11 protein-coding genes are annotated in these 12,626 nt (G+C 44.0%); 4 read left to right on the top strand and 7 right to left on the bottom strand.

Annotated features, from left to right (window positions below; genetic code table 11):
• Positions 1-18 precede the first annotated feature (18 nt).
• From PN836_RS00625 to PN836_RS00605, 5 genes are read right to left on the bottom strand one after another with little or no spacing between them, the layout of a single operon-like run.
• On the bottom strand, positions 19-324 hold the full coding sequence (locus PN836_RS00625; RefSeq protein WP_395342350.1) for a hypothetical protein: 306 nt from the start codon (positions 322-324) through the stop codon (positions 19-21).
• A gap of 2 nt (positions 325-326) precedes the next feature.
• Positions 327-1,061 (bottom strand): tRNA (adenosine(37)-N6)-threonylcarbamoyltransferase complex dimerization subunit type 1 TsaB, encoded by a 735-nt coding sequence (tsaB, locus tag PN836_RS00620; RefSeq protein WP_395342347.1) that lies wholly within the window; start codon positions 1,059-1,061, stop codon positions 327-329.
• A 29-nt stretch (positions 1,062-1,090) separates the two neighbouring features.
• Positions 1,091-3,007, bottom strand: a complete 1,917-nt coding sequence (locus PN836_RS00615; protein ID WP_395342345.1) for an ATP-dependent DNA helicase — start codon at positions 3,005-3,007, stop codon at positions 1,091-1,093.
• A gap of 51 nt (positions 3,008-3,058) precedes the next feature.
• A complete protein-coding gene (locus tag PN836_RS00610; protein WP_395342342.1) occupies positions 3,059-4,264 on the bottom strand; it encodes an ABC transporter permease in 1,206 nt (401 codons plus the stop codon).
• Positions 4,264-5,046, bottom strand: coding sequence for an ATP-binding cassette domain-containing protein (locus PN836_RS00605; RefSeq protein ID WP_395342341.1), 783 nt, complete (start codon positions 5,044-5,046; stop codon positions 4,264-4,266). Before PN836_RS00605 ends, PN836_RS00610 begins: the two co-directional genes overlap by 1 nt.
• 359 nt (positions 5,047-5,405) lie before the next feature.
• Here PN836_RS00605 and PN836_RS00600 point away from each other — a divergent pair, with 359 nt between their 5' ends.
• On the top strand, positions 5,406-6,155 hold the full coding sequence (locus PN836_RS00600; RefSeq protein WP_395342339.1) for a YIP1 family protein: 750 nt from the start codon (positions 5,406-5,408) through the stop codon (positions 6,153-6,155).
• Here the strand turns inward: PN836_RS00600 and PN836_RS00595 are convergent.
• Positions 6,132-6,896, bottom strand: a complete 765-nt coding sequence (locus PN836_RS00595) for a DUF3025 domain-containing protein (protein WP_395342337.1) — start codon at positions 6,894-6,896, stop codon at positions 6,132-6,134. The genes PN836_RS00600 and PN836_RS00595 overlap by 24 nt on opposite strands.
• A gap of 179 nt (positions 6,897-7,075) precedes the next feature.
• Between PN836_RS00595 and PN836_RS00590 the strand changes: the two genes are divergently transcribed.
• The 3 genes from PN836_RS00590 to PN836_RS00580 all read left to right on the top strand — a co-directional run bounded on the left by PN836_RS00590 (position 7,076) and on the right by PN836_RS00580 (position 11,588).
• Entirely contained in the window at positions 7,076-8,773 is a 1,698-nt protein-coding gene (locus PN836_RS00590; protein WP_395342335.1) for a M28 family metallopeptidase, read from the top strand.
• Positions 8,774-9,081: 308 nt separating this feature from the next.
• Positions 9,082-10,755: an asparagine synthase B gene (gene asnB / locus PN836_RS00585; RefSeq protein WP_395342332.1), complete on the top strand. Its 1,674-nt coding sequence runs from the start codon at positions 9,082-9,084 to the stop codon at positions 10,753-10,755.
• A 20-nt stretch (positions 10,756-10,775) separates the two neighbouring features.
• Positions 10,776-11,588: a hypothetical protein gene (locus PN836_RS00580; RefSeq protein WP_395342330.1), complete on the top strand. Its 813-nt coding sequence runs from the start codon at positions 10,776-10,778 to the stop codon at positions 11,586-11,588.
• Here the strand turns inward: PN836_RS00580 and PN836_RS00575 are convergent.
• Positions 11,582-12,625 (bottom strand): hypothetical protein, encoded by a 1,044-nt coding sequence (locus tag PN836_RS00575; RefSeq protein WP_395342327.1) that lies wholly within the window; start codon positions 12,623-12,625, stop codon positions 11,582-11,584. The genes PN836_RS00580 and PN836_RS00575 overlap by 7 nt on opposite strands.
• Between the last annotated feature and the right edge of the window lies 1 nt (position 12,626).

Here is a 12,626-nt window from a genome sequence, read left to right as displayed (position 1 = left end):
TTTACTGATACTGGCAAACTACGCGTATAAATCGACGCCCATTAGCTGACTGACCGCTTCGCGCTTTAGAGAAACTTCGACGGCTTCGTAAGCTTGCAAATTCTTTTGTACCTTGGAAGACGCCTCAGAATAACTATTTGCTTTTGCGTATATGGCCTCAGCATCTGACCTGGCTTGCGCAGAACCCAGCTTAATGACCTGCTGTTGCTCGACGGCATCTTGTTTTTTATTCTGTGGCGACTGCTGCCCTAGCTCAGCACGCTTACTAGAGTGCGCATTATTATCAAGATAGACGTTTTGACTGATACTCGAAATGCTTTCCATAATTACTCTCTACCGGGTAGTTTCTTCCATGTAACCTCGTCGCGCACATAAATGGGTTTCACCTGCTCTGGAGGTACTGCTAAGCCTTTTTCAAATTGCGACCTTGCTATTGCTAGCATGTATCGCGCATTTGGGTATTTTACCTTGACTTCAATGGATTGCAATTTTTGGCCTAATTGCTCTGAGTATGTCTCAAATCCGGTTCCAACAAACGCGGCTTTATCCATTTCTTTATGTTGATTGCCAAGGTACTGCTGCACTAACTCGGGTCGAAGCACGTGTTCTTTTAACAGCAATTTATCGTCGCTTTTATCGTCAGCCTTATATAGTTCAACGAGCCCTAACTCCGAAGCGACATAACGTGCGCAGTAAACTTCACTCATTCTTGCGTCAATTAGCGCAAGTGTGTCCGTTTGACCATATACTTCCAAATTTTCTTGTGCCATTGCGGCAAGTGTTGACACTTCGGCCACTTGCAAATCAGCCCCCAGCGCCAAACCTTGAATCGTGCTACTCGCAATTCTCACCCCCGTAAAGCTGCCTGGCCCTCGTCCATAGACGAGACCATCAAGCTCTGAAATTTTAGTATGGTTTCGTGTCAAAATTTCGTCAACCATTGGCAAAATTCGCTGGCTTTGCTGCTGTGGACACAATTCAAAAATATGATCTGTTTTGTCACCGAGCATCAAAGCAACACTGCAAGCTTCAGTTGCGGTATCAACAGCCAGTAGCTTCATTTTATAAATTCCAGATTCTGATTCATCACTTATTCAATGCTGGTTAAAAACTCACATATATTGTCCAGCGAGCGTGTGCGCTGCATGTCCGGCAAACTAGCGACAAAGGTTTTGCCGTAGTTTTTGGTCATCAAGCGATTATCACAAATCACTAAGACGCCTCTGTCATCACTGTCACGTATCAAACGGCCCGCGCCTTGTTTTAAGCTAATCACCGCTTGCGGGATCTGTATGCTTGCAAAAGCATTGCCACCTTTGTTTGTGCAATCTTTTATGCGCGCCTGCAACAAAGGATCATCCGGCGATGCAAAAGGAAGTTTATCGATGAGCACGCATAATAGCGCATCACCTTTAACATCAATCCCTTCCCAAAATGCACCAGTGGCCAATAGAGGCATGTCTTGCTCCTGTTTAAAGGTCTCGAGTAACTGCGTTTTGCTGCCTTCTCCTTGCACTAATACGGACATATCATGCTCATCTTTGAGGCGACTCGCAATTTCTCGCATCATCCAATGACTCGTGAAGAGCAAAAATACCCGGCCTTTGCTCGCATCAATCAATCGCAGTGATATATCGGCTAAATGCTGAGTCATGGAGCGTTCATGAGGCTCAGGCAAATAGCGCGGTACGCAAAGCATAGCCTGTGTTTGATAATCAAACGGAGATTCCATTTCAATGACACGGGCTTCATTGAGCCCCATTTGTTGCTGATAGTGGTCAAATGTGCCATCTACGCTCAGCGTAGCGGATGTGAATACCCAAGCAGCATCGCTCTTTTCAACAATTTTTGAGAATCTATCTGCAATAGACAAAGGTGTCATATGCAATATGATGTGGCGTCGGGTTGTTTCATACCAAAAGCTTACATCAGGTGTCTTAGTATTCATTAATTGATGAAAAGTCTCGCTCATGCCTAAAAGCTTTTCTGCGTATTGGTCGATATCTTTGTCACGACTCGAATGCACATCCAACACGGCAAGTAACTGCTTAATTTGTGCATATATTTGGTCGAGCATTGGACCTAATGCTTTTTGCGTAATCGCTTCATCCCAATCACCTCGCTTTGGCTCAATATCAAATTGCATCCGCAGATCAGCAATTAGCTGTCGGGTTTTTTCTGCCACAAGCTGAATTTGATCTGCGTCTTTCAAATTAACGCGTTGAGTCTTTCCCAAATCGTTCAGTAAATCGTCCAATTGACGCGACGAAATCGCCTCTCCAAAGTATTCACTTGCGATATCTGGAATCAGATGTGCCTCGTCAAACACCATGAGGTCGACGTCGGGTATAAGCTCACCAAAACCACTTTCTTTAAGGGCTAAATCAGCAAAAAATAAATGATGATTTACCACAATCACATCTGCTTCCATCGCCTTTTTACGGGCTTTTACTAAGTAACAATCTTGATAGTCTGAGCAGTCTTTGCCCAAGCAATTATCCACCGTAGAGGTCACAAGGGGAATGACTTTGGCGTTGTCAGGCAAATTACTGACTTCTGAAATATCGCCAGATTGTGTGCTCGAACTCCACTTTTTAATGACGCTGTACTCGTTCAGCGTTTCTTTTTCAAGACGCATATGCTCGCCGCCGTTTAGCTTTAGTCGATGCAAACATAAGTAATTTGAACGCCCTTTCAGAAGAGCCGTTTCTTGCGTTTTATCAATGGCGTTTTTGATTAAGGGTAAATCGCGAGCGTAGAGCTGCTCTTGGAGATTTTTTGTGCCAGTAGACACAATTACCTTTTTCTTTGATAGTAAAGCAGGCACGAGATAAGCAAAGGTTTTACCTGTGCCCGTGCCTGCTTCTGCAATAAGCGTCGACTTGTCCTCGATAGTTTCGGCAATCGCACATGACAAGTCGGCTTGAGCCTCTCGTACTTTGTACCCGTTGATGATTTCTGACAGCGGGCCGTCTTGCGCAAAGAACTCGTTTACGAGACTACTCATTGTGCAGCGATTTTCCTGTAATGAACTTTTTAACAAGCACTTTGCGTGAGTCTATCTGAACAACACCTTTTCTTGATTGAACCAGTAGACGCAAAACGCCATGGCTAGCGCTGCAATGATTGCAGATGAGCCAAATATGGCAAATAGCTGCATGTAGTCCATCGTGCCTTTTACGAGCTCTTTTATCGCCAACGCAACATTGGTGAGTGGAATCCATGCCCACACGCCTTTTAGTTCGATACCTGGCGCAAGCGCTATGGCTACGGGGACAATCGCTATCAACATAAGAGGTCCCATATAACCCTGTGCCTCTTTAAATGAACGCGCATAAATCGATAACGATAACAATAAGGCAGCAAAAATTGAAACGATCGGTACCAACATTAAAAACACCAATAAGATATCGATAATATCAAACGCCGCCATAAACTCTGTAATGGCCTGCACAGCCATGCCCTGCCCGACAATTAGCGCCCAAACGGCGGCGCTAAGCACTGTGACTAGCGCCGTGACTACCCCCGCGGTGGATATTGTAAAGAACTTGCCAATAACAATGTCTTTTCGACTGACCGGAGAAAGTAATAAGGTTTCTAAAGTCCCTCGTTCTTTTTCACCGGCACCAATATCTGCGGCAGGCATCATAGCGCCTTGCAGACAAATCAAAAAGAGTACATAAGGAATAAAGCCACCAATGAGTGCACCAATACTTTCGCGTTTGTCTGCGACATTAACCTTTTCAATAACCATGGGCTCGATAAGCGAGAGCTGAGCTTGCTCATCTACGCCAAGTGACTCAAATGCCGTGCGTTGATAGCGTGAAGCAAACTCGTCTATTATCTCACTCAAGCGCATCTGTACGGTATTGAGCTCTGCATCATTTAAATAAATCGTAAAGACAATCTGTCCAGCTCGGAAAAGGTCTTCACTGTAGTTGTCAGGTATAGAAATAATAAAATCGAAATTCCCATTTTTGACTTCAGCCTTTAAGCTATCTTCATCCGGTGATGCAAGATCCAGCGTTTTTAAATCAAGATTTTCAATGCTTTCAAATTCAGACACTAAATCAGGCGCAAAGCTTTTACCAACAATTGCGTAGGTCAGCGTTTTGGTTTGCGCTTCAGTGACAGCCTGACTGGTGAAGTAAAACATAATGCCAAATATCAACGGAAAAATAACTAAAGGCAAAGCCACCATGAAAAAAACGGCTTTTCTGTCGCGCAGTAGTTCAGTAATTTCCTTTTTGTAAATTAACCACATTAGGCAACTCCTTGCTTTAAACTGGCGATAAAAGATGCATGTAAGCCTTCATCAGATAGTTGTTTAAACGCATCGAGAGTGCCGGAAAATGTTGTCTCACCATGGTCGATAACGGTGATGCTATCGCACAATTCAGTCACTTCCTCTAGATGGTGAGTAGAAAATATCACCGGAACATGCTGGTCTTTTAAATCGTGAATGAAGTCAATCACAGTTTTTGCGGCCATAATGTCTAAGCCAGTGGTCGGTTCGTCTAGCACAACTACCTCAGGACGATGCACCATGGCGCGGGCGATAGAAGTTTTTTGCTTCATCCCCGTTGAAAAGTTCTCGCTGCGACGGTCTAAAAAAGAATGCATGTCTAATTTATTTGCCAGCATGTCGATTTGAGATTCAATGTCACTTTCCGTCATACCGTTTAAACGCCCAAAATAAGCAATATTCTCACGCCCGCTCAATCGCCCATATAAGCCGGTTGAGCCTGACAAAAACCCTATTTTTTTACGCGCTGAAATCGGATCTGCAATGACGTTTGTGTCGCCAATCAGCATAGAGCCAGCATCTGGCTTTAGCGCCGTCGAGAGCAAACGTAAAGTAGTGGTTTTGCCTGCGCCGTTAGGGCCAAGCAAACCAAGCACCTCGCCTTTACTGCAAGATAAGTCGACATTGCGTACGCTGTGAAAAAACCGACCTTCAAGCCGTGGATCTTTTTTATCTTGGTCGCTAAGCTTTTTGGGATTTTCTACTTTGAACTTTTTCGCAAGCCCGGAAATTTGAATCATGAAATAAAATAGCCTTTAGTTGAGAGCGTGCCGTTATTGTGTTCTACAGCAAATTCAAACATAAACATGTCTAACGCCCTACATCGAATCTTACCAAAATCGGCGACTGCAAAGCTTATGGCAATCTATGCATAAAGCCAATAAAATTTGTTCCAAAGTGTTTCATTAATTACGATTGATTAGGATCCTTTCTCGATCATATGTTTCCCAGTTGAGGGAAACAGCCTGTACATCGGTCCTGAATTACGCTTTGTAACAACTTCGGGGATTGTGAAATCTGATGATAGGCGCAATAATCTTCTAAAACGCATAAGCTAAGAAGTATTGAATGTTCATTTAACACACAAGGAGAAGTAGACATGCAAGAATCGCAAGAAGCACAAAGCCAAGTACCTAAACCACCTGAGCTTGAAGTGACTAACCCTATCCAAGCAGCCAGTGAAATTTTTTACAAACCCACTGCCGTATTTGACGCCATTGCCGTGAAAGACAACTGGTCATGGATCCCGTTCTTATTAGTCGTTATCACGGCCGCCATTCCAGCCTATTTATATTTTAACATTGTCGACTTTGATTGGTATAAAAATGCAGTAGCCCTCGCCCAAAATCCTGAAGGAAGTCCCGCTGAAATCGAAGCCTTCGCTAATTACATGGAGCTTGGCTCAACTCAGATTATTACCGCTCTAAGCGTGGCCATTGGCTTTCCCATCATTATGGCAATATTGGCGGGTTACTTTACCTTGTGTACGCGCAATGACGAAAAAAGTGTGCATGGCTACACCGATTGGTATGGTGCAATGTGGTGGATGAGTATGCCTACTGTCATTAACTCTTTGTTAGCCTGCATCGTTTTAGCGATGCAAGACCCCGGCGCTCAAATCTCGCAAGCTGTTTTGGCGCCGCTCTCGGTTGCATTTGTGATAGGCGCAGAAATTGGCGACAAATGGATAAACTTATTAACCGGCATCGCAATCCATAGCTTTTGGGGTATATTTTTAGGCATGGTTTGCCTGCGTTCATGGACAAACTTTAGTCAATCGAAAGCACTAATCATCGCCATCATCCCTAGCCTGCTGCTTTGGGGCCTAACCATCGCGTTTACGATTTGATGGGTGTGGCATAAAGTATTCTCGGTTAGCGTAAAAGCCAGTATCTTGATGACCTTTATGCCAGCCGGGAATACCTAATATGGGTAAGGGGCACAGCGCACCTTTTTGATCAAATACGCCCTGCTCTTTAATGTGCGCTACCAAACGACTGTCTAGTTCGTTTATCCTATTTTCATAAGAGTTTGAATGACTTACGCCCGCCTCCTCTTGACTCAAAACCAAGGCCTTCCCAGTCAAGCCTATAAAAGGCTCACACAGCATTTCCAGATTCGCATGGCCGAAGTGAATTGGAAGGATGCGCGTGAACCATGCATCTCTATTTTCAATAAATAGCCACTGCCAATCATGCGCTCTAAGTCGTGACTCTAGTTCGGGTAAATCACTTAAAATAATCAGGCCACACTCGTCGAAGTGTGTGATGCGATCTCGCTTTGGCGTGCGTTTTTTACGGCCAACACTTACCATATCCTCCCAATGTAAGGCATTTAATAGCGCCTTGGTTTGCGGGAATTGCAACCATATGAGGCCATTGAAGAAATCGTGCAAGTTGTTTGTTCGGGTTGGAATGCGTCTGTCTTGAAAAATAATCTCTTCATAATATCGTTCATCTGGAAACTGATCTTGAGCGTAAAACTCATAGGCAAATTCTGTATGCTTGCCCCATCGCTTATGTACTGCCAATGCATTTAACAAGGATGCATCTATGTGGCTGGCAGCGTCGCTTGTTTTACAGGAGGCCATGTTATCTAAACCCAGCATTTTTGAGAATTGCGCAAAAGCTTTTGAGTTGGCAGAGCCGGGTAATCTTGTATGAATATGTAAATTCCTTATACTGTTGCTCACGTTTTCGAGTAGGACTCTGTTTTGGTCTTTACCGTTGTCTATTAACTTGATGTTTCGCGCGTTTTAAGAGAGAAACCATGCACAAAAATAAGAATATAAAAGCAATCACTTCTTTTCCAGCCCTCAAAGGCAGATTAAAACAATTAACGTTATGCGCCTTATCGGGCGCGCTTCTATTGAGTGTATCAGCATGCAGCGAACAAGCATCACAAACACCCGAACAAGCCAAGGCTGATTTCGAAGCCGCATACAACAGCATATCTACTGAGCGATTAAAAAACGATATTCGTGTGCTTTCGTCTGATGAATTTGAAGGACGCCTACCAACAACGGAGGGGGAAACAAAAACCCTCGACTTCCTAACGGCTGGATTTACTGAGGCGGGCTTTAAGCCAGGAAATGGCGATAGTTTCTTTCAGCAGGTTGACTTGATGCAGATCACAGCCGACCCCGATATGACTTTGCGCATCGGTGAAAATGAATTCGTGTATAAAGTGAACATGGTGGCTAGCTCAAAACGAGAAGTGCCGAGTATCGAATTATCTGAATCTCCCATTGTTTTTTTGGGTTATGGTGTTAATGCTCCAGAATATGACTGGAACGATTATGACCAGGTCGATGTGAGCGGAAAAACGGTTATTGTGCTTGTAAACGATCCGGGCTTTGCCGCGGCTGATTCAGGCAAATTCCAAGGCTCTACGATGACCTACTACGGTCGATGGAGCTACAAATATGAAGAAGCAAGCCGACAAGGCGCCGACGCCGTGTTCATTGTGCATGAAACGGCGCCTGCTTCTTATGGTTGGTCGGTAGTTGCCAATAGCTGGAGCGGGCCTCAATATGGGCTTGTAAGCCCTGACCAAGGACAAAGTAGAGTAAAGGTTGAAGGATGGCTTTCGCGTGATGCTGCGATAAAGGTGTTTGCTGATGCAGGTTTGGACTTTGACCAAGAGAAAGAAAAGGCATTACAAGGCCCCTACTCTCAAGCGCTGGATTTAAGTGCATCAGTTACCGTTAATAACAGCATTGAGAAGTCGAAAAGCTACAACGTATTTGCAAGTTTACCTGGTAGCGAACTTCCCGATGAGCACATTATATATACGGCTCACTGGGATCATCTTGGTAAAGATGAAACCAAAGACGGCGATCAAATTTACAACGGGGCTCACGACAATGCCACCGGCACAGCGGCAATTATAGAAATGGCGCGAGCCTTCGCTAGCCTTGAAGTTGCGCCCAAGCGCACCATTAGCATGTTAGTGGTCACCGCTGAAGAACAAGGCTTACTTGGCTCCAAATACTATGCAGAAAACCCTATCATTCCGTTGGACAAGACGGTTGCCAATATCAATATGGACGCAATGAATATTTTAGGCCCAACAAAAGACGTGTCGGTTGTTGGCATGGGCAAGTCTGAGCTAGAAAGCTATTTAGAAAAAGCAGCGACCAATCAAGGCAGAGTGCTAACCCAAGAAGACCGTCCTGAAGCGGGATATTACTATCGCTCTGATCACTTTAGTTTTGCAAAACTAGGTGTGCCAGCGCTTTATGCGAAAGGCGGTAGTCAGCCAATTAATGACGAAATAGCACAATATCGTAAACGCATGAATGTAATTGTGACCGGTTGTTACCATCAGGTGTGTGATCAGTTCCGTGAAACATGGAATTTTGAGGGCATAACGGAAGATACACAGCTGCTATTTGAAGTAGGCTATGACTTGGCAAATACTAGCGATTGGCCTCAATGGAATGCGACTAGCGAGTTTCAACGGTAATTAACGAAGGTGTCAGACGTCTTTGCTAGAGGGGGAAGCTTGGCCATAAAAAACGTCGAAATCAGGGATGATTTCGCCGAGCGCCCATGGATGGGTTCACAGCGGTTTTTTATGGCCAAGCTTCCCCCTCTAGCAAAGACGTCTGACACCAGTACCGCAATACACATCCGCTTTTAAAAGAAATTTCACACTTTGACGCAATAAATACTTGCATTTATTAGTCATCATGGCACATTCATGGCGACAACAGTAATATGACCCTCAGCAATACTTCTCGCTGACCAACTAAGACCAAGGCAGACCCATATATGTGTGGTATTTTCGGTATCCTTGATATCAAATCTGACGTAGCAGACTTGCGCAGCAAAGCGCTGGAACTTTCCAAATTATTACGCCATAGAGGGCCAGACTGGTCAGGTATATGGCACGATGAACGCGCCATCTTGTGTCATGAACGTTTAGCAATTGTTGACGTAGATACAGGTGCGCAACCGTTAGTGAGTGAAGACTCAAATCAGATACTGGCTGTGAACGGTGAAATCTATAATCACAAAGAACTCGCAGAGGCACATTGCGAGGATTACAATTTTGCAACACGCTCTGATTGTGAAGTCATTTTGCCTTTGTATAAAAAGTACGGTGCAGATTTTATCGACAAGCTTCAAGGCATGTTCGCATTCATTCTTTACGATAAAGAAAGCGGTGATTATTTAGTTGCGCGCGACCATATCGGTATTATTCCGCTTTATACAGGGTTTGATGAATTCGGTAATTTTTACGTAGCGTCTGAAATGAAAGCCCTTGTACCAATTTGTAAAACCGTACAAGAGTTTCCCCCAGGGCACTACATGCTTAACGGTAAATTACAAAAGTACTACCAGCGCGACTGGATGCAGTACGACAACGTGAAAGACAAGCAAACTAATTTAGCAGATTTAAAAGAAGCCTTTGAAAAAGCCGTTAAGTCTCACTTGATGTCTGACGTTCCCTATGCGGTTTTGCTATCGGGTGGTTTAGATTCCTCTTTAGTATCAGCCGTTGCAGCTCGCTATGTCGCAAAACGGGTAGAAGATGAAGATCAGAGTGACGCGTGGTGGCCTCGATTGCATAGCTTTGCTGTTGGTCTTGAGGGCGCGCCTGATTTAATTGCCGCGCGTAAAGTAGCCGATATGATTGGCACTGTGCACCACGAGATTCATTTTACAATTCAAGAGGGTTTAGATGCGATCAAAGACGTTATCTATCACTTAGAAACCTTTGATACGACCACTATCCGAGCAGCCACTCCCATGTACCTGATGACTCGAAAAATAAAAGCGATGGGCATAAAAATGGTATTGTCGGGTGAAGGTTCTGACGAAATCTTCGGTGGATATTTGTATTTCCACAAAGCACCAAATGCGAAAGAGTTGCACGAAGAAACCGTGCGTAAACTCGACCGTCTACATATGTTTGACTGTGCACGCGCAAACAAAGCCACCTCTGCCTGGGGGGTAGAAGCACGCGTACCTTTCTTAGATAAAAACTTTATTGATGTTGCCATGCGACTTAACCCTCAAGACAAAATGTGCATTGATGGACGTATGGAAAAATGGATTCTGCGCAAAGCGTTTGACGATGAGTCTTACTTACCTGCGGAAGTTCTTTGGCGACAAAAAGAGCAGTTTGGCGATGGTGTTGGTTACTCTTGGATAGATTCCATACGAGATTTTGTAGACACGCAAGTTAGCGACCAGCAACTGGCAACCGCTGAATATCGCTTTCCAATCAACACACCCGATACAAAAGAAGGGTATTTTTACCGCACGGTCTTTGAAGACTTTTTCCCGCAAGAAACAGCAGCAAAGTGTGTACCCGGTGGGAAATCCATAGCATGCAGCACGGTTGAAGCTCTAGAGTGGGATGCCTCATTTAAAGAAATGGCTGATCCCTCTGGGCGCTCCATGACATCTGTGCATTCAGGTGAGTTTAAAAGCGATTAATATAAGGGCAACCGAATAAGATGAGAAGCTCAAGTTTGCGCAGTTTGATGTTCAAAGGGCTGACTATTGTTGCCGCCATAATGAGCGTCACAAGCACGTATGCAAAAACGGTGGTCCCTCTTGTGACTACGAGCTTTTACCCTCCTTTTGCCTACTTGGAAAATGGTCAGCAAAAAGGTGCGCTACTTGAGTTTATTGAACGAGTCGCACCAAATTTGCCGAACTACGATATGCAAATTACGAGTATGCCGTTTAATAAAATTTCACAGCATATTATCGATGGTAATGCAGCTGGATACTTAGGAGCATATTACAGCATTAATAGATGGGAGGATGTTTATCCCTACTCGTATCCCTTATTTTATGAACAACACTTATTAATATGTAACTCTGAAAAAAGTGCAGGTAAAGATTGGCCAGACGAACATGAGGGAACAAAACTCGGTACGGTGCGAGATTATTCTGATTGGTTAACCTTCGGTGCAAAGGCGAGAAACCTCGGAACCATGAATGTATTAGAATTTCCATCACCCGATTTTTTATTAAGAGGGATTCATTTAGGGACAGTCGATTGCGGAATTTTTGAGCGAGCCACTTATGCCTACAAACTCGCTAAGTTGATTGAACGAGACGAATTACCGTCAAAGCCCAAATTATTTCAAAGCTCAGTGATTGGACAAACGTCGATACATATCGCTTTTTCTGAAAAGTATTTAGAAGCAAACCCTAAATTAAAAACTTTTGAACGAGACTTTAATAGCGCCTTTCATCAGCTCCTACAAAACAATGCGTTTGATGACATATTAGAACGCTATGAATTAGGCGTTTACTGAACAGGCAGCGTCAGCAACAAATTGCTGCTGTTCTCATTTCTCTCTGCTTGCAAATCAAACATCACACGAAGTAAATAAAGCGCATTTTGCGAGTCAATGTCGGTCTCATCAATATAAAACCATTGCCCGCGATGGTTAATGGCAACATCTGCGTTAGTCGGCTCGCCGTCGGAAGTACGAACGTGAATTGGTCGTTGTGTTTCATTGGAAAAATCAACCGGCCACACCTTGCTTTTGTCCATTTCAGGCACATCAACATAGTTAGAAAGATAGTTAATCACCGACAGCAGTGAACGCGTGTGAACATTGATTTTATTAACGCCGGCTTCTTGACCAATGCTGATTGGAATATCGCCATTTTCAATCTTGATATCCAAAAGCTGCATAAGCACGAGAAGTTCAGGATGCAGGCCTTGATCGTTCTTAACCTTTACATTCAGATTGCTAATGCCATCTTTAACGCTTTGTGCAGACACCGTCACATACAGGACGCCCTGATCAATAAGAGACTGGATGAGCTGTACCGTTTGTCTAAATTTTTTACGCTCTTCTAAACTGGCACTTCGCCGATTGGAAATGTCATTGACGGATATCAGCATGAGATCTGCTATTTTGTCGAAGCTAAAACCATTTATTAGCATTAAATACACCGGCATTAAACCGGTGGGAAGTAGCAATTCGTTGGCAAACTCGGCACCTTCCAGTGGTGACAAAATAATGCGAGGCTCATCTTTGTACTCAATAGAGGGACCTATAGACGTTCCAAGGCCTGACTCCCGTGTATCGTATGAGAGATTAGCATTGCTTGCAAAGCGAATAGAGGGCGCAACGGTAATGGTTTTAATCTGCAAAAACACCGGCGGGTCGTTATACTTTGCTCGCACGATATTTGATAGAAGCTCTTGTTTATCAGAGAGGGCAATAACGTCTGTATAGGAATTGCGCTGGGTTTCAACCTGGTTAGATCCTAATTGTGTGCAAGCACCAATGGATAAACTGAGAGCGCACAAAAGCGATATTTTTTTTATTCTACCCATG

The sequence above is a fragment of the Ningiella algicola genome, assembly GCF_028401415.2.
Classification (GTDB): domain Bacteria; phylum Pseudomonadota; class Gammaproteobacteria; order Enterobacterales; family Alteromonadaceae; genus Glaciecola.
This window is presented reverse-complemented; position numbering and strand designations above follow the sequence as displayed.